General features: G+C 68.2%; 14 protein-coding genes and 1 pseudogene. 10 read left to right on the forward strand and 5 right to left on the reverse strand.

Going from position 1 to position 17,604, the window contains the following annotated elements:
• The gene (locus G4G29_RS03265; protein WP_183151849.1) at positions 1 to 453 is read right to left on the reverse strand and encodes an adenylyltransferase/cytidyltransferase family protein; all 453 of its coding nucleotides are present in this window, start codon (positions 451 to 453) and stop codon (positions 1 to 3) included.
• Between the two features lie 162 nt (positions 454 to 615).
• On the opposite strand from G4G29_RS03265, the gene G4G29_RS23305 reads away from it, so the two are divergent.
• Both G4G29_RS23305 and G4G29_RS23310 read left to right on the forward strand, forming a co-directional pair.
• Positions 616 to 888 carry a glycosyltransferase gene (locus G4G29_RS23305; protein WP_274601212.1) on the forward strand — a complete coding sequence of 91 codons (273 nt, stop codon included), beginning with the start codon at positions 616 to 618 and terminating at the stop codon, positions 886 to 888.
• On the forward strand, positions 846 to 1,796 hold the full coding sequence (locus tag G4G29_RS23310) for a GtrA family protein (RefSeq protein ID WP_258567050.1): 951 nt from the start codon (positions 846 to 848) through the stop codon (positions 1,794 to 1,796). Before G4G29_RS23305 ends, G4G29_RS23310 begins: the two co-directional genes overlap by 43 nt.
• Here G4G29_RS23310 and G4G29_RS03275 read toward each other — a convergent pair.
• The 3 genes and pseudogenes from G4G29_RS03275 to rfbA form a co-directional block, all read right to left on the reverse strand.
• Positions 1,793 to 3,207: pseudogene (locus tag G4G29_RS03275) on the reverse strand (bifunctional dTDP-4-dehydrorhamnose 3,5-epimerase family protein/NAD(P)-dependent oxidoreductase). The gene G4G29_RS23310 and the pseudogene G4G29_RS03275 overlap by 4 nt on opposite strands.
• On the reverse strand, positions 3,207 to 4,205 hold the full coding sequence (rfbB, locus tag G4G29_RS03280; RefSeq protein WP_183151850.1) for a dTDP-glucose 4,6-dehydratase: 999 nt from the start codon (positions 4,203 to 4,205) through the stop codon (positions 3,207 to 3,209). Before rfbB ends, G4G29_RS03275 begins: the two are co-directional and overlap by 1 nt.
• Entirely contained in the window at positions 4,202 to 5,074 is an 873-nt protein-coding gene (gene rfbA, locus G4G29_RS03285) for a glucose-1-phosphate thymidylyltransferase RfbA (protein ID WP_183151851.1), read from the reverse strand. Before rfbA ends, rfbB begins: the two co-directional genes overlap by 4 nt.
• Before the next feature lie 179 nt (positions 5,075 to 5,253).
• On the opposite strand from rfbA, the gene G4G29_RS03290 reads away from it, so the two are divergent.
• A complete protein-coding gene (locus G4G29_RS03290; protein WP_183151852.1) occupies positions 5,254 to 6,294 on the forward strand; it encodes a glycosyltransferase family 4 protein in 1,041 nt (346 codons plus the stop codon).
• Here G4G29_RS03290 and G4G29_RS21190 read toward each other — a convergent pair.
• The gene (locus G4G29_RS21190) at positions 6,291 to 8,285 is read right to left on the reverse strand and encodes a glycosyltransferase (protein ID WP_244632364.1); all 1,995 of its coding nucleotides are present in this window, start codon (positions 8,283 to 8,285) and stop codon (positions 6,291 to 6,293) included. The genes G4G29_RS03290 and G4G29_RS21190 overlap by 4 nt on opposite strands.
• A gap of 187 nt (positions 8,286 to 8,472) precedes the next feature.
• Here G4G29_RS21190 and G4G29_RS03305 point away from each other — a divergent pair, with 187 nt between their 5' ends.
• From G4G29_RS03305 to G4G29_RS03330, 7 genes are all read left to right on the forward strand, one after another.
• Positions 8,473 to 9,426 (forward strand): glycosyltransferase family 2 protein, encoded by a 954-nt coding sequence (locus G4G29_RS03305; protein ID WP_244632365.1) that lies wholly within the window; start codon positions 8,473 to 8,475, stop codon positions 9,424 to 9,426.
• A complete protein-coding gene (locus G4G29_RS03310) occupies positions 9,417 to 10,136 on the forward strand; it encodes a CDP-alcohol phosphatidyltransferase family protein (protein WP_183151853.1) in 720 nt (239 codons plus the stop codon). Before G4G29_RS03305 ends, G4G29_RS03310 begins: the two co-directional genes overlap by 10 nt.
• Positions 10,133 to 10,747: a hypothetical protein gene (locus G4G29_RS03315; RefSeq protein WP_183151854.1), complete on the forward strand. Its 615-nt coding sequence runs from the start codon at positions 10,133 to 10,135 to the stop codon at positions 10,745 to 10,747. The genes G4G29_RS03310 and G4G29_RS03315 overlap by 4 nt, the downstream gene beginning before the upstream one ends.
• A 178-nt stretch (positions 10,748 to 10,925) precedes the next feature.
• A complete protein-coding gene (locus G4G29_RS03320; protein WP_183151855.1) occupies positions 10,926 to 11,477 on the forward strand; it encodes a DUF4352 domain-containing protein in 552 nt (183 codons plus the stop codon).
• A 125-nt stretch (positions 11,478 to 11,602) separates the two neighbouring features.
• Positions 11,603 to 15,811: a PKD domain-containing protein gene (locus G4G29_RS03325; RefSeq protein WP_244632366.1), complete on the forward strand. Its 4,209-nt coding sequence runs from the start codon at positions 11,603 to 11,605 to the stop codon at positions 15,809 to 15,811.
• A 74-nt stretch (positions 15,812 to 15,885) separates the two neighbouring features.
• Complete coding sequence (locus G4G29_RS21195) at positions 15,886 to 16,290, forward strand: hypothetical protein (RefSeq protein WP_244632367.1); 405 nt, start codon at positions 15,886 to 15,888, stop codon at positions 16,288 to 16,290.
• Between the two features lie 11 nt (positions 16,291 to 16,301).
• Positions 16,302 to 17,600: a hypothetical protein gene (locus G4G29_RS03330; RefSeq protein WP_183151856.1), complete on the forward strand. Its 1,299-nt coding sequence runs from the start codon at positions 16,302 to 16,304 to the stop codon at positions 17,598 to 17,600.
• Positions 17,601 to 17,604: the final 4 nt, after the last annotated feature.

Genomic DNA, 17,604 nt, shown 5'->3' on the forward strand with positions numbered 1-17,604 from the left:
TCAGCGGGTTGCGGCGGCGGGCACGCCGGCGCCCGCGGTGATCGCGTCGAGGGCGCGGCGCAGCGACGAACTCGACGTGTGCGCCGTGTACGGGAAGTACACGACCTCCACGCCGACCTCGGCGAACTCGCGCTCGAGGCGCAGCCCCTTGTCGGTGCCGCGCCAGTCGTCGCCTTTGAAGAAGTGCGTGAACTGCACGTCGCGCCACGAGTCCATCTTCGACGGCGTGGTCTCCACGTACACGTCATCGACGAACGAGATGTGCTTGACGATCTCCGCACGCTCGGCCGTCGGTATGACGGGCTCGATGCCCTTCACCTGGCGCAGCATCTCGTCGCTGACGACGCCCGCGATCAGGATGTCGCAGTGCTGCTTGGCGTGACGAAGAAGATTCAGATGCCCGACGTGAAAAAGGTCGAAAGCACCAACGGCATAGCCGATACGCGTCCCCATGATCTCCCCAGATCAGTGTTTCCCCAGTGAGCGGATCCCCATCCGCTTCGCGACTCCCACAGCCGCGTTTCGGAAGTCTAGCAGGTCCGGATTCGTTCCCCACAGCAAGCCATGGAACGATGGAGTGCGCACGCGCTGCGCGTGGGGATCGAGGGGGCGGACGTGGGGACACCGGTGACGGTCATCGTGCCGACGTTCAACGAGCGTGACAACGTCGCCGAGCTCGTCTCCCGCAGCGCCGCAGCTCTCGCCGGATACGACGCCGAGATCCTGTTCGTCGACGACAGCACCGACGACACCGCGGCCGAGGTCGAGCGCGTCGCCGCCGACGCCGCCATTCCGGTGCGGGTGATCCACCGTGCGGAGAACACGGGGGCCTCGGCGGTGCCGTCGTGGTCGGGCTCGAAGCTGCGGCATCCGACGTCTGCATCGTGATGGACGGCGACCTGCAGCATCCACCGGAACTCCTCCCGGTCATCCTCGCCAGGCACGGCGAGGATGACGCCGACGTCGTCGCGGCGTCCCGCTACGTCGGCGGCGGAGACACCAGCGGGCTCGGCACGGCAGTGCGCTTCGGCGTCTCGCGCGTGGCCACCTGGCTGACCAGGGCGATGTTCCCGATCCGCCTGGCACGCAGCACCGATCCGATGACCGGGTTCTTCCTCGTCGACCGCCGCCGTCTCGACGTGTCGGCGCTCAAACCGCAGGGCTTCAAGATCCTCCTGGAGATCCTCGCGCGCAACGACCTGCGTGTCGCCGAGGTGCCGATGGAGTTCGCCGAGCGACGGCACGGGACCTCGAAGGCGAGCCTGCGGCAGGGCGGCACGTTCATCGCCCACCTCGCCCGCCTGCGGTTCGGCAAGATGTCGCTGTTCGCCCTGATCGGCGCGATCGGCGCCGCAGCGAACCTCGGGATCATGTGGGCGCTGACCGCTGCCGGCGTCCCCTACATCTGGGCGGCCGTGATCGGCGCCGAGGTGACGATCATCGGGAACTTCCTGCTGCAGGAGCGTTTCGTGTTCGCCGACATGCGGACGGATGCCCGCGCGCTCGGCATCCGCTTCGCGAGCTCCTTCGCGTTCAACAACGTCGAAGCCGCGCTGCGCATCCCCGTCATGGCCCTCATGGTCGAGTCGTGGCACATCTCCAGCGTGCTCGCGACGGGGCTCTCGCTCATCGTCGCCTTCTTCGCGCGCTTCCTGTTCCACTCGCTCGTCGTGTACGCCCCGCAGCGGCGGAAGAGGAACGACGACTCTCCCTCGGCTGAACCGCCGACGGACACGGCGGCGCAGCGCGTGATCAGGGCGATCGACGTCGAGGTGATGAAGCCGGGCGAGCTCTAGCCGTTCGTCGCGAGGTAGGCCTCGAGCGCCGCATCCGCATCACGCGGACGCCATCCGGTCGACTCGATGCGGTGCAGGTCCAACACGCTGTTGAGCGGCCTCGGCGCGATCGGACCCGCCTGATCGGCGAAGTACTCCGCGGTGCTCACATCGGTCACCCCGCCCGGGTCGTGCCCGGTGAGGCGATACACGGCGCGCGCGATGTCCGCCCAGGAACGGGGTTCGCCGGCACCGGTGACGTTGTACACGCCGAACGGGGCGGCGCTCGACAGCAGATGCGTGATGGCCGCGGCGAGGTCGTCGGTGAACGTCAGGCGTCCGATCTGATCTCCGACGACGCGGGGCGCGATGCCCCGTTCGGCGAGCGAGGCCATGGTGCGCACGAAATTGCGCCCCTCGCCGATCACCCAGGACGTTCGGACGATGTAGTGGCGCGGCACCGTCGCGACGACCGCGTCGCCCGCGGCCTTCGTCTGCCCGTAGACGCCGAGCGGTCGCACCGGGTCCGACTCCGTGTAGGGGAGGCCTTCGTGCCGTCGAACACGTAGTCGCTGGAGACGTGCACGAGCGTGATGCCGTTGTCCGTGGCGATACGGGCCAGGGCGGCGACCGCGGTGGCATTCGCCGCCCAGGCGTCCTCGCGTCCCTCCGGCGTCTCCGCGAGGTCGACCGCGGTGAACGCGGCGGCGTTGATGATCACGCCGTAGTCGCGCCACCGGCGGGCGGACGGCAGGTCGTCCGCCCGGATGTCGAGCGTCTCGCGCGTCGTGTACTCCACGTGGTCGGCATCGGCGAAGGCCGCCTGCAGAGCGAGACCGAGCTGGCCCGAGCCGCCGAGCACCAGGATCTTCCTCGGACCGATCGGTGTGACGTCGGCGAGGCGCGGGTGCGCGAGGTCCTTCGCCGAGATCTCGACGTCGGAGAGCGGGATCGGCCAGGCGATGGCGGCCGTCTCATCCGCGAGGTTGAGGAACGAGTACTCGGCGTCGGGAGACCAGTGATCGTTGACGAGGTACGTGTAGGCGGTGTCCGCCTCGAGGGTCTGATACGAGTTGCCGACTCCGCGGGGCACGAGGATCGCGCGCGACGGATCGATCTCGGTCGTGAACACCGTGCCGAAGGTGTCGCCGGCACGCAGGTCGACCCAGGCGCCGAAGATCTTCCCCGTGGCGACCGAGACCCATTTGTCCCAGGGCTCGGCGTGGATGCCGCGCGTGGTGCCGACCGCGTCGTTGAACGAGATGTTGTTCTGCACCGGGCCGAAGTCGGGCAGCCCGGCGGCGACCATCTTCTCGCGCTGCCAGTTCTCCTTGAACCACCCGCGCGAGTCCCCGTGCACGGGCAGGTCGACGACGAGCAATCCGGGGATCGTGGTCTCGGAGACGGTGAGCGTCTTGCCGAACTCCGTCATCACTGACCCTTCGCCGCGTAGAACGACTCGGTCGCATCCTTGGCCGGCGCCCACCACTCCTCGTTGTCGCGATACCACTCGATCGTGGAGGCGAGACCCGACTCGAAGTCCGAGAACTGCGGCGCCCACCCGAGCTCGGTGCGCAGCTTCGTGGAGTCGATCGCGTAACGCAGGTCGTGGCCTGCACGGTCGGTCACGTGGTCGTACGCATCGGCCGGCTGGCCCATCTGCGCCAGGATCAGCTCGACGACGGACTTGTTGTCCTTCTCGCCGTCCGCGCCGATCAGGTAGGTCTCGCCGATCTCGCCCTTGTCGAGGATCGTCAACACGGCGGAGGAGTGGTCGTCGGCATGGATCCAGTCGCGCACGTTCTGCCCCGCGCCGTACAGCTTCGGGCGGATGCCCCGCAGCACGTTCGTGATCTGACGCGGGATGAACTTCTCGACGTGCTGGTACGGCCCGTAGTTGTTCGAGCAGTTCGAGATCGTCGCCTGCACGCCGAACGACCGCACCCAGGCGCGCACGAGCAGGTCGCTTCCGGCCTTCGTCGACGAGTACGGCGACGAGGGGTTGTACGGCGTCTGCTCGGTGAAGCGCGCGGGGTCGTCGAGCTCGAGGTCGCCGTAGACCTCGTCGGTCGAGATGTGGTGGAAACGTCGTTCGTGTCGACGTGCCGCCTCGAGCAGCGTGTAGGTGCCGATGATGTTCGTGTCGAGGAACGGCCGAGGGTCGTGCAGGGAGTTGTCGTTGTGAGACTCCGCCGCATAGTGCACGACCGCGTCGGCCTTCGCGAACAGCGCATCCACGAGCTCGGCATCGGCGATGTCGCCCTCGACGAACTCGACGCGGTCGGTGGGAAGCCCGGCGAGGGAGGCGCGGTTGCCCGCGTAGGTGAGCTTGTCGAGCACGGTGACATGCGCGTCGGTGTGTGACACGACGTGGTGCACGAAGTTCGATCCGATGAAGCCGGCGCCGCCGGTCACGAGCAGGCGGGTCATCGCGCGCCCCTCTCCAGCAGCTCGAGCAGGTACGAGCCGTACCCCGACTTCACGAGCGCCTCGGCCCGGGTGCGGAGCTCGTCGTCGTCGAGGAACCCTTGTCGCCAGGCCACCTCCTCCGGCACGCCGATCTTCATGCCGGTGCGGCGTTCCATCGTGCGCACGTAGTCGGCGGCGTCGGTCATCTGGTCGAACGTCCCGGTATCGAGCCAGGCGGTGCCTCGGGGCAGGACCTCGACCTGGAGCTTGCCGCGCTCGAGGTACTCGCGGTTCACGTCGGTGATCTCGTATTCGCCGCGAGCGCTGGGCGCCAGACGACGGGCGATGTCGATCACGTCGTTGTCGTAGAAGTACAGGCCGGGCACCGCGTAATTGCTCTGCGGGAGCTTCGGCTTCTCCTCGAGCGAGATCGCCTGACCGTCGGCGTCGAACGCCACGACTCCGTAGGCCTCGGGCTCCGCGACCCAGTACGCGAACACCGCGCCTCCGTCGATCTCGGCGAAGCGCTTGAGCTGTGTGCCCAGCCCCGGTCCGTAGAGCAGGTTGTCGCCGAGCACGAGCGCGACGCTGTCGTCGCCGATGAAGTCGGCGCCGATCGTGAACGCCTGGGCGAGACCGTCCGGCGATTCCTGCTGGGCGAACGTGAGCGAGATGCCGAACTGCGAGCCGTCTCCGAGCAGTCGCTCGAAGTGCGCGGCGTCGTGCGGGGTGGTGATGACGAGGATCTCTCGGATGCCGGCGAGCATGAGCGTCGACAGCGGGTAGTAGACCATCGGCTTGTCGTACACCGGGATCAGCTGCTTCGAGACCCCCAGCGTGATCGGATGCAGCCGTGTTCCCGAACCGCCCGCCAGAATGATGCCCTTCATGATCCCCCTCGTGAAACGTCGATGTCCGTGGTGGCGTCACAGAAGGGACGGCCATCCCCTGCCGTCCGACGACCCCCACAGTCGTGATTCCGACTCTAGCGGTTCGCGCCCTCGCATGGTGAGTGACCGATATGCCGCCCGCTCTTGTGAGAACCCTGTGTGCACGTCATAGTTGGCTCGTGGAATCCGGGGGCGGGCCCGCGTTGTCTCTCACCTGGGCGCATCGTGCCGAACAGTCGGCGCACGCCTGGGAGCAGAGCCACGCCAGGGGAGACGTCCCGAGCATCTGGCCCTACGGACTGGATGCGCTGCGCGACCACGCTGCCGTCGAGGTGGTCGATCTCCCCGCACCGGGGCGTCTCGCTCGCGCGAGGGCGCGCCTGTCGATGGGGCCGCGCCCGGTCGACGGCCTCGCAGTGACCTGGGACGAGAACACCGCCTACCGCATGCAGACTCTGCACCCGCGCGCTCGTTTCGCCACCGGAGTGATCTGGCTGACCGACATGATCGCGGACGGGAACGTGCCTTCGCAGCTGATCGCGATGCTGAACCGAGCCGAGGCGGCGTGGGTGCTCAGCGAGGCGCAGGTGGAGCCTCTTCGCCGCGCGCTGGGACCTCGTGGGCCCCGGGTGTTCGCCGTGCCGTTCGGCATCGACAGCGACTTCTTCGGGCCGAAGCCGTATCCGGACCGGCCGCGCATCGTCAGTGTCGGGAACGACCGGGACCGCGACCCTGCCACCCTCTACGCCGCGCTCGCTCGGGTGCTCGCTGTCCGTCCCGAGACCGAGGTGATGGTGCAGACTCGGTCGGATCTCGTTCCGCCCGAGGGCGTGCGGGTGGTGCGGAACATGCCCCACGCCGAACTTCGCGACCTGTATGCGACGGCGAGCGTCGTCGCGATTCCGACCAGACCGAACCTGCACGCATCGGGGATGACGGTGGCCCTCGAGGCGCTCGCCACCGCACGCCCGGTCGTGGTCTCCGCGACACCGGGCATGGAGCAGTACGTGAGCGAGGGCCGCACCGGACGTCTGGTGCCCCCGGAGGATCCTGCCGAGCTCGCCCTGGCGATCCTGCGTCTGCTCGACGACCCCGTGAGCGCGGCTGAACTGGGGCGCAACGGACGGCTCGAGGTCGAACATCGCTTCACCACGCAGATCATGGTCGCCGCGCTGGTCAAGGGCCTGCTGCACCGGGTGGAGCGCGAAGGCGTCGTCTAGCTCTTCGGCGCGCGTTTGACCGCGACGGCCGCACGGAACGCGTCCCGGTGCGCGGGGCCGGCATCCGCCCACTCGCGTCGGGAGAGATCGGGGGACCCTGTCAGCGCCGATGCCGCGCGCCACGCTTCGACGACCGCGGCGGCGTCGAGGTCGCCGTCGTACATGAGCACCCACTCGGCTCCCACCTCGCGGGCGAGGGCCTCGTTCGCTTCGTTCCGCGGCACCAGCACCGGGCGGGCCATCGACAGGGCGGCCAGGACGCTGCCCGAGTTGTGCATGAACCGGTACGCCAGCACGATGAGGTCGGACGAGGTCGCGAGCTGGACGAGTTCGGCGTCGCTCAGGAAATCGAGGTGCAGCTCGACGCCGGGAAGGCCCGCGGTCCGCGTCCGGAGGTCGTCTCCGAGGTCGGGGGTGGAAGGGCGCCCGCCGATCTTCAGGCTCAGCGTCGGCTCGGTCGTGACAGCCTCCGCGTAGGCGTCGATGAATCCTTCGAGACCTTTGTAGCGGCGCACCCCGCCGAACGACCCGAGTCGACCGGGCACCCGCTCCGCGGACGGGAACTTCGCGTACCAGTCGCGGTAGTGCCCGTGCAGGATCAGGCTGTGCGGTGTGCCGGGCGGGAGCGGGGTCGTCTCGTTGATGACGATCCGGTAGTCGGTGTGGCGGTCGATGAAGCGCAGCAGCCAGAGCCGGGGGGCGTTGTCATCCGGGAGCTCGATGTTGTGCACCGTGCGGACGACGGCGATCCGCCGGGACAGGCGGTGTCGGAACACGAGCGCCGTGGTGAGGAGGAACTTCCCGGTGGACTTCCACCACGTCGAACCGTGCAGCTTCGCCTCCGGCCAGTGCCAATGGAAGGCGTCGTACCTCCCGAACAGTGCCGTCCCCCACGAGAAGCGCAGACGGGTGAGCCCCTCGGTCGCGCCGAGGGCCTCGTCGAGCATCTTGTTGTACGGGTTCGTCGTCGGTCGCGGTGCGCCGAGCGACTGCATCACGCGGATGGTCGATCCGGGATCGGTGGTCATGGTGTCATCCTCCGATGGGCGACGGTATTCGTCGTAGCGGCGGCCGAGGGCGGCGGCGATCGTGCCGCGGCCGCGGTGAAAGAGGCGCGTGCCTCTGGCGTGATGCGTGATGTTCGAGGTGAGTGCGCCGAAGGTCCTGCGCAGACCGCCGACGACGATCCGCGCAACGCCTCCCAGCAGCGCGCGCACGCGGAGGGCCATGCGCCGGAATCGCCCTTCCGTGAGCTGGAGCTGGATCCGGGTGCCGGCGTTGGCTGAGCTGAACGCGCGCTGCGCTGCCCACCCTCGGCTGAGCCGCGCGGCGACGACCAGGTCTTCGGTCTCGGACTCGTTGCACCACACGATCAGACCGCCCTGATGGGCAAGCTGCCGGGAGAAGAGGGTGTCCTCTCCGCCGCCGAGTCCCAGCGACTCGTCGAAGCGGAGTCCTCGTCGTCGTATGGCGCGGAGGTCGAGCAGGAGATTCCCTGCCGCGGCGACCTGGAGGACGGTGCCCGTCTGCCTCGGCGGGCGCCGGAAAGTCCCGGATGCGAGCAGCCAGGGATCGACGTCGTCGTCGAAGACGGAGATCACGCGGCCCATGACGGCGTCGGCCCCGTGCTCCCGCCACACCGTGAGGAGCGAGGAGAGCCAGGTCTCCCGGGGGATCTCGTCATCATCGATGAAGGCGATGAGGTCGCGGTCGGCGCACTCGTCCAGGAGACGGTTGCGAGCGGCGGCGATGCCCGCCGTCTGCTCGATGACGTACCGGACGGGGATACCGGCGCGCGCGGCCACGTCTCGAGCGGACCCTTCAGGGTCGTTGTCGACCACCAGCACGTCGATCTCGACGCCGAGGTCGGCGCACTCGGCGATGCGGGCGGGAAGCGTCTTGAGCAGAGCGTCCAGCAGTTCCGGCCGACGATACGTCGGCACGCCGATCGTCACAGCGATCACGTCGCGCGATTCCGGTCCCCTGGTCATCCGCCCCCCATGGCAGTAGTGCGCCTCGACTCCGACGCCGGCTCATCGTATCGTGAACCTCTGGAGCGGTGTCGGGCGACGGCTCTCGCGTATAGTCGTTCTCCTGGGAGTCGACGCCGGTCGCGACTCCGGGGAATTCGACCGGCGACCCGAAGCGATCCGTGAGCAGGATCGGGGGGAGGACCGCGTGTCTATCGTGCACGGACGGCTGGCTGTGGTCGTCGTGAACTACGCGTCAGCGGGCTTGCTTCAGCGCAATCTCGTCGTGGTCGAGCGTGAAGCGCGGGCGGTCGCATCCGACGTGCGGGTGATCGTGGTCGACAACTGGTCGAGCGCCGAAGAGCGCGACGCCGCGAGAGAGATCGCGGCAGCCCAGGGATGGACGCTGATCGAACCCGACACGAACTCCGGGTTCGGCGGTGGCGTGAACCTCGGCGTGACCCATGCGCTCGCGGATGGGGCGAGCGACGTCCTCGTGATCAACCCGGATGCCCACATCGACCGGGAGTCCCTGCGCCGTCTCGCGGAGACCACGGCAGCCTCGCGCACCACGCTCGCATCGCCGGTCATCTCGGACTCCGACGGACGGACGTGGTTCGCCGGCATCGACCTGCTGCTCGACGACGGCACGATGCGGGCGCGGCGCAAACGCGTCAGCGGCGACCCGCAGCCGTTCGAGCCGTGGCTGAGCGGGGCGTGCCTGTGGATCACGCGCGAGCTGTGGGATCTCGTCGGCGGCTTCGACGACGACTACTTCCTGTACTGGGAGGACGTCGACTTCTCCCGGAGGGTCGTGTCGGCGGGAGGCGCCCTGGCGCTGGTCGAGGATGCGAGCGCCGTGCACGACGAGGGCGGGACGCAGCGGGTCGAGCCCGAGGTCTCCCGAGCGAAGTCGGAGGGCTATTACTACTACAACATCCGCAATCGGATGCTCTTCGCTGTGCGCCATCTCGACGATGCGGGCGTGCAGCGGTGGCGTCGATCCATCCCGCGGACGGCTCGCGAGGTGATTCTCCGCGGAGGGCGCCGGCAGCTGATCCAGTCGCCCGCACCGATCCGCGCCTACCTCCGCGGTGTGCGGGATGCGCGTCGGATCGCACGGAACAGGGGAACGGACGAGAAGGGCAGCACATGGTCGTAGACGCCTACCACCGTCTCGCGCGGGCGCAGAAGGGGCACGCGCGAGGAGCACCCGCATACTCGGTGTACGTGAACCGTCGGATCGGCAGGGTGCTCGCTGCGGTCGCGTACCGGATCGGGTTGACGCCGAATCAGGTCTCGATCATCAGTGCCGTCCACTCCTTCATCGCGATCGGACTCATCGCCTTCGGGCCCGTGAACGTGCCGATGGGCATTCTGATCGCGGTGCTGCTCGTCCTCGGCTACGCCTGGGATTCGGCAGACGGACAGGTCGCGCGACTCCGCGGCGGCGGCAGTCCGCAGGGCGAATGGCTGGATCACTTCATCGACACGATCAAGATCGCCTCCCTTCACCTCGCCGTGCTGATCGGGCTGTACCGCGTGCTTCCTGAGGCGTCGCTGCTGCTGCTGATCCCGATCGTGTTCAGCATCGTCGCCACGACCACCTTCTCCGGGATGCTCCTGAACGACCTCCTCAAGGGCAAGCACGCCGTGGCGTCGACCCATGAGCGCGGGGGCGGGACGCTGGTGCGCTCGCTCATCCTGCTGCCCACCGATTTCGGCCTCGTCTGCCTGGTGTTCCTCCTCTGGGGATGGACCCCGGCGTTCCTCGTCGGGTACGCCGCACTCTGCGCCGCTGCCGTCCTGTTCCTCGCGCTCGCCGCGGTGAAGTGGTTCCGCGAGATCGGAAGGCTCGGTGCGGCCGCATGAGCGGTGAGAGCATCCTGGTCGTCTGCGCGGCCAACGTCTGCCGCTCGCCGTTGGCCGAGCTCGCGCTGCGGCGCGGTCTCGGCGCCGACTCGTCGATCGCCGTCAGCAGCGCGGGTGTGCGGGCGAATCCCGGAGATCCGATCTGCGCGATGGTCGCGTCGCGCCATGACGACGAGGCGTGGCAGACGCAGGCGCGGGCGCACCGCGCGAGGGAGGTGACGGTCGAACTCATCGAGCAGTCCAGCATCGTCCTCACGGCATCGCGCGACATTCGCGGCGAACTGGTGCGGCTTGCTCCTCGTTCCCGCGACTGGATGTTCACGTTGAAGGAGGCGGCGCATCTCGGCAGCGGCTTCTCGTCGTCCGCTCCCGACCGCGTGGCGGAGTATGTCGCGCACCTCGATCGTGCGCGCTCGAGGGCGGTTCCGCTCGCGACGACGACCGGAGTGAAGGGCCGCGTCCGGCATCTCTTCGGCGGCCGGGCGACGGCCGACCCGAGCAGCATCGCAGACCGGCACGGCAGTCGAGGGCACGGCGAGACGATCGCCGAGGTCGAGGCGGCCGTCGCAGGCATCCTCGCTCAGCTCGGTGGACACCGTCGTCATTCCTGAGAACAACCTTGTGGTTTTGCGCTCCTCGCATTATCGTTAGCCGATACCGCGTTCTGCGCGGGTGAAGGGGAACCAAGGCCGAGGGGGCCTTGGATGGGGATCTGGGTTCTGGGGAGCTACAGTGTTCAACGTTTCATCATGCCGTTCTGGGGACGGCACATCGCGATCAGTGCGCACGATGCTCGTCGCACCTCTGGTCGCGCTCGTACTCGTCGTGGCAGGCTGCACGGCGGCGCCCGACGCGGCGAAGACTCCGGCACCGGAGGGCACCAGCACCACCGACTGGACGCCTCCTGCCGACACAGACGCGGCGGGGCCCACCGAGGCGCCCACGCTGACCGAGGAGAGCGGGGCACTCGACGCCCCCGTCTCCCTCTCGACCGACATGGTCGTCAAAGTCGACAAGATCTCGACGACGACCATCAAGCCTGAGACTCCCGGCGAGTACGCCGGTTCCGCCGTCGTCGTCACCGTCTCGGTCACCAACGACTCGAAGAAGGCGCAGAGCATCGATTCGGCGGTCGTCAATCTGACCACCGACGACGGAGATGTGGGAGTGGCCACGACGGCCGGGCCGAACGAACCGCTCTCGGGCGAGGTCGCGGCCGGCGCCGAGGCGACCGGGACCTACGTCTTCATGCTCGATCCGATCAAGGGGCGATCCGTGAAGATCAGCGTCAACTACGCCGCGGGTGAGCCGGTGGCCACCTTCGCAGGCACGCTTTCCTGAGGCGCACACCGACTTTTTCTTTTACGCAGTTCCATCGTTCGTCTTTTGCAACACAGCACTTTTTCAACTTCATATTCATTTAAGTTCCGGCGGCTGGGGAGTCACTAATGGGGAACAAAACGACCATGGGTCGCGCACGTAGCGCGCTCGCATCTGTCGTGACGGCGGCGTTGCTCGTCGCAGGCATGACGACACTGGGCGCGCAGGCCGCGTCGGCGGATGTTCCGCCGACCGTGCCGCCGTTGTTGCAGCGAGACGACAATGTCGTCACGTCGGATCCGATTCCGACGGTGCAGATCGACAACGGCTACGTCTGGGCGCAGACGATGATCGGCTCCACCGTGTACGCGGTGGGCAAGTTCGACAACGCCCGTGCGCCACTGGCGGTGCCGGGAACGAGCCTGACAGCGCGGTCGAACGTGCTCGCGTACGACATCAACACGGGGCAGCTGCTGTCGTTCGCTCCGCAGGTGAACGGCGTGATCAAGGCGGTCGCGGCCTCGCCCGACGGCAGCCGCATCTACATCGGCGGATCCTTCAACGCGGTCAACGGCCAGACACGATGGAACTTCGCCGCTCTCGATGCCGTCACCGGACAGCTGGTCCCCGGGTTCTCCCCGTCCATCGGCGGCAGCGGGGTCTATGCCCTCGCCACCTCCGGGTCGAGTGTCTTCGTCGGCGGCCTGTTCACACAGGGCAACGGCACCGCGCGCAAGAACCTCGCCGGGTTCAACGCGGCCAACGGCGCACTGCTCAACTGGGCGCCGCAGACCGATCTCCAGGTCGACGCGATGGTGATGGACCCCGCTGGGCAGAACGTCATCGCCGCAGGTCGGTTCTCGCAGGTGAACGGCGACCTGACGATGCGCGGCACAGCGGCACTGGACAAGACGACCGGTGCCCTCGACACCGCATGGGCGCTGCCGCAGACCGTGAAGAACGGCGCGGGCACGGGCGGCAACACCGGCAAGGCCGGCATCTTCGGTCTCGCCGCCGACGCCACCGCCGTCTACGGCACCGGCTGGGTGTACGCCGACGCGGCGACGGGCAACCTGGAGGGGACCTTCGCCGCCGAGGCCGGCACAGGACAGGTCCGCTGGATCGCGGACTGCCTCGGTGACCACTACGGCGTGTACTCGACCGGAAAGGTCGTCTACACGACGAGCCACACGCATGCGTGCGGCACCATGGGTCTGCACCCGGAGCAGAACCCGCGTACACACCGCTACTCCGAGGCGTACACCGCTGACGCCCGCGGAACGTTGGGCAACCAGCCCGCCGCAGGCGGCACCTACAAGAACTGGGCGGGAACGCCTGCACCGTCGCCCTACGCATGGACGCCCGACTGGGCCGTCGGCGTGACGACGGGAATGGGCCAGGCCGGTCTCTCCATCACCGGAGCGGGCAACATGATCTCGATCGGCGGCGAGTTCCGATCGGTCAACAACGGTCGCTTCGAAGGCCTCGTCCGCTTCTCGACGAACCCTCCGGCCGGAGCGAAAGACGGCCCCCGGCTGTCCGGCGCCAACTGGACAGCCTCAGCGCAGTCGTTCATTCCCGGACGCGTACGCGTGTCCATTCCCGCCAACTGGGATCGGGACGACCTGACGCTCACCTATGAGCTGCGCCGCACGGGCACGACGGCTCCTGTCGCCACCAAGACCGCCGACGCGACCTGGTGGAACCGACCGACGATCACTCTCGAAGACAAGACAGCTGCTCCGGGAACCACCCAGGAGTACACGGTCGTCGCGAAGGACGGCAACGGGAACACGGTCAGCAGCCAGGCCGTGAGCGCGACGGTGACGGCGGGCGCAGCCTCGTCCTATGTCGACGCCGTGACCGCTGACGAGCCGCAGCTGTACTACCCGCTCGGCACCGCCGCGCAGGACTGGGCCGGCGCCAACACTCCGGTCTTCGGGTCCGGCGTCTCGACATCGACATCGGGTGTCGCGAACACCGCCACCGACGCGTCGACGTTCACGGGAACATCGACAGGGCGAGTGGCGACCACGAACAAGGCCGCCGTGTCCGCGGAGTACTCGACCGAGCTGTGGTTCAAGACCAACACCACCAACGGCGGCAAGCTGATCGGCTACGGATCTGCGGCTTCCGGTGATTCCACCAGTTACGACCGCCATCTCTACATGACCAACAACGGTCGGCTGGTGTTCGGCAACTACGACGGCAGCACACGGACGATCCAGAACAACACCGCTCTCAACAACAACGCATGGCACCATGCCGTGGCGACGCAGAGCGCTGCCGGCATGAAGCTCTATGTCGACGGTGCGCTCGTCGCGTCCGACGCGGGAGCGACAACGGCAGAGAACTATCTCGGCTACTGGCGCATCGGTGGGGACAACCTCACCAGCTGGCCGTCCGCCCCGAGCTCCAAGTACTTCAAGGGGGCGCTCGATGAGGTCGCCGTGTACCCGTACGCGTTGACTCCGGCTCAGGTGCAGACGCATTACGGCATCGGCAAGGGCTTCCAGGCCCCGACCGCGGCATTCGCGGCGACCGCGACCGACCTCGACGTGGCGTTCGACGCCAGCACGTCGGCGCCGGCAGGCTCGGCGACGATCGTCGGATACCTCTGGGACTTCGGTGACCAGTCGCCGACGGCCACGGGGGTGACGGCCGCGCACACGTATGCGGCGAGCGGAACCTACACGGCTCGACTCACCGTCACCGACAGCAACGGACTCGCGTCGACGACCGAGAAGCAGATCGTCGTCGAGGCGGCGAACGTGCTCCCGACGGCAGCCTTCGAGGTGACGGGAACAGGACTCTCGGTCTCGGCCGATGCGTCCGCGTCCACCGATTCCGACGGCACGATCTCCTCGTACGCGTGGAACTGGGGCGACGGATCGACCTCGACCGGACAGGTGGCCAGCCACGTGTATGCCACGGCAGGGACGCGTACGGTGACGCTGACCGTCACGGACAACCGCGGCGGGACCGCATCGACGACGCGTCAGGCCGTCACGACGCACGCGAACCCGGTTGCGACGTTCACCTCGACTGCTTCCGGCCTGAGCGTGAACGTCTCGGGCTCCGGCTCGAGCGCGTCCGACGGAGCGACGCTGGCGTACTCCTGGAACTGGGGTGATGGAACCGCCGCCGGAACCGGCGTCACCGCGGGTCACACCTATGCTCAGGCGGGGAACCATGACATCACGCTCACGGTGACCGACAGCCTCGGCGGGTCGGCGACCGTCACGAAGACGGTGACCGTCCAAGCGCAGGTCTTCGCAGCATCCGACTCGTTCGGCCGCGTCGTCTCCAGCGGATGGGGTGCGGCAGACGTCGGTGGCACGTGGGCGCCGATGAGCGGTTCGGCCGCGGTCACCTCCGTCGCAGACGGCGTGGGCAAGATCAATCTCACTCCTGGTGAGACGCGCGAGATGCTGCTGCAGGGCACGTCGCTCCTCGACACCTCGGGGCGGGTGAGCTACACCCTGGCCTCCGGGCCCTCGACGGGTGTCGCCTACGAGGGACTCGGCGCACGCCGATCCGGTTCGAACGGCTACCGCGCACTCGCGTGGCACCGTGCCGACGGGACGACGTGGCTCGTGATCCACCGCAACGGCACGGCGATCGCCAGCACCGCGGTCTCCGGCCTGAGCTGGGCCGCCGGCAGCAGCTTCACCCTGGCGATGGAGACGACGGGTTCCACGACCACGACGATCCGCGCCAAGCTGTGGGCCGCCGGGTCCGCTGAGCCCGCCAACTGGCAGCTCACGACCACCGACGCGACTCCGGCCCTGCAGGTCGCGGGCGCGCCGACGGTGTTCTCGTACCGGGCCGGCAGCGCGACGGGGACCAACAACGTGAGTTTCGATGACTTCACGCTGAAGAACCTCGGCGCAGCGGCTCCGGATCCCGAACCCGAACCCGAGCCCACGAACGTCGCGCCGACGGCTGCCTTCTCGGCGACCGCCACGGCGCTGACGGTCAACGTCGACGGCACCGCGTCGACCGACTCGGACGGCACGATCGCGTCCTACGCCTGGAACTTCGGCGACGGATCCACGGGGACGGGCGCGACGAGCTCGCGGACCTACACCACGGCGGGAACGTACACCGTGACGCTCACGGTGAAGGACGACAAGGGTGCGACCCACACGGTCACCAAGCCGGTGACGGTCACGGCGCCCCGGTCGACCCGGATCCCGATCCTGAGCCGGAGCCCGCTCCGCTCGCGAGCGACGAGTTCGATCGCACCTCGGGTCCTGGGTGGGGCAGCGCGGTCACCGGCGGCGCGTGGACGATCGCCGGCGGCTCGCAGGCGGCGGCCACGGTCGCGAACGGCCAAGGCAAGCTCGCCCTGATCGCGGGAGACACACGCCACGCGACGCTCAACACCACGTCGATCGGCGACGCGATCCTCGAGACGCAGTTCCGCGTGGACCAGGCTCCGGCCGCGGGCGGGGCGTACATCGGTGTGATCGCACGCCAGACGGCGGCGGGCAAGTACTTCGCCCGTGCATGGCTCCGCCCTGATGGCGCCATCTGGCTCGTCGTGCATCGCGAGGGCACCGTGCTGCTCACGCAGGCTGTGCCGGGTATGACCTGGGCCGCGAACACGTCGTACAGCCTGAAGGTGTCCGTCACGGGTACCACGTCGACGGCGATCTCGGCCAAGCTCTGGGCCACGGGTGCCGCGGAGCCGGCGAACTGGCAGATCAACGCCACCGATGCGACTCCGCTCGCCGCAGGTGCCGTGGGTCTGAGTGGAAACCGGTCAGGGAGCGCGACCGCTCCGCTCGGGGTGACATTCGATTCGTTCCGGGTCACCGCGCCACTGTAAGATCCTGACGCATGGCCACTGCTGTACCGATCGTGCTGCTCGCCGTCGGTGCTATCGCAGCAGTGGCCATCGTCGTGTTCGGGCTTCGGCTGCTGCCCCGCACGGCCTTCGTCGCCTGGGCGTGCGTGCTCTTCTTCGTTCCGCTCTGGGTCGGCGTCAACGTCGGTTTCTACTGGGCGGCGATCACCCTCCTGACCGCCTTGATGATCCTCGTCAACTGGTCGGTCGTCCCCTTGCGTGCTGCGGATGCGTGGGTGGCCGTGTTCGTCATCGTCATCGTCGGCCTGTACGCCTTCGATTCGGTCGATCTCGCCTCTCTCGTCGCGGCGATCCTCGAGTGGGTCATCCCGTACGTCTGGGGACGGGTCGTGCTCGCGCGCGTCTCGCCGGAGTGGGTGACCTCCACGATCGCCGTGATCGCGATCGTCGCGGCCGTCCTCGGCACGATCGAGTTCTTCACGTCTTTCAACCCCTTCGTCCTCATCCCCGGCTCCGGAGTGATCTACGACACCTGGAGCCCGCTGCAGGAGCGCGGCGGCGTGCTCAGGGTGGAGGGCGCATTCGGCCACTCCATCGCGCTCGGCGCCGCCTTGGCGATGTCCTCGGCGTTCGTGGTCGCGACCAAGTGGCGCCTGCTGCCGAAGATCGCGGGTGTCGTGATCATCGCGGTGGCGACCGTCCTCACCTTCAGCCGGGCCGGCCTGCTCACGCTCGTGCTCACGCTCGTGCTCTCGACCTTCCTCCTCGTCGGCGTCTCGACGCGCTTCCGGGTGACCGTCGCGATTGCGGGCGTCATCGGCACGGCCATCGTCATCCCGATCATCGACACCGTCTTCGGGGCGGCGGGAGAGGAGGCCGGCGGCAGCGCCGACTATCGGACGGACCTCCTCGTGCTTCTGAAGCAGGTGCAGTTGTTCGGCAATCCGGGGGACTGGCATTCGTTGGTCTCCGGCGACTACTACCTCGGCTACTTCGCGCGCTCGGTCGACAACGCCCTCGTGCTCACCCTGCTCCGATACGGCTACGTGCCGACACTCCTGATCATGGCAGCCATCGTGTGCGCCGCGTGGGTGACGACGCGGAGGTCGACGCGCAGTCCCGCCTCCATCGCCGTGGTCGGACAGCTGCCGAGCCTTGTCGTGGTGGCCCTCATCACGCAGTACAGCATGTTCCTCTGGTTCTGCGTCGGACTGGCGATCACGTGGGCTCGCGACGCCGATATGCTGCGCAGTCCACGCGGTGAGCCGGGTGAGGCCCAGCTCGGGGCATCCGATACGCTGCATGCGCCGCTGCCGCGTCCACAATCGTGAGGTC

This window comes from Microbacterium sp. Se63.02b, from assembly GCF_014171575.1.
Taxonomy (GTDB): Bacteria; Actinomycetota; Actinomycetes; order Actinomycetales; family Microbacteriaceae; genus Microbacterium.

Bases quoted from the DNA above. Each gene is read 5' to 3' on its own strand.
- G4G29_RS03265 (WP_183151849.1), bottom strand. From the start codon at position 453: ATGGGGACGCGTATCGGCTATGCCGTTGGTGCTTTCGACCTTTTTCAC.
- G4G29_RS03330 (WP_183151856.1), top strand. From the start codon at position 16,302: ATGGCCACTGCTGTACCGATCGTGCTGCTCGCCGTCGGTGCTATCGCA.
- rfbB (WP_183151850.1), bottom strand. From the start codon at position 4,205: ATGACCCGCCTGCTCGTGACCGGCGGCGCCGGCTTCATCGGATCGAAC.
- G4G29_RS21190 (WP_244632364.1), bottom strand. From the start codon at position 8,285: ATGACCAGGGGACCGGAATCGCGCGACGTGATCGCTGTGACGATCGGC.
- rfbA (WP_183151851.1), bottom strand. From the start codon at position 5,074: ATGAAGGGCATCATTCTGGCGGGCGGTTCGGGAACACGGCTGCATCCG.
- G4G29_RS03320 (WP_183151855.1), top strand. From the start codon at position 10,926: ATGCTCGTCGCACCTCTGGTCGCGCTCGTACTCGTCGTGGCAGGCTGC.
- G4G29_RS03315 (WP_183151854.1), top strand. From the start codon at position 10,133: ATGAGCGGTGAGAGCATCCTGGTCGTCTGCGCGGCCAACGTCTGCCGC.
- G4G29_RS03310 (WP_183151853.1), top strand. From the start codon at position 9,417: ATGGTCGTAGACGCCTACCACCGTCTCGCGCGGGCGCAGAAGGGGCAC.
- G4G29_RS03325 (WP_244632366.1), top strand. From the start codon at position 11,603: ATGGGTCGCGCACGTAGCGCGCTCGCATCTGTCGTGACGGCGGCGTTG.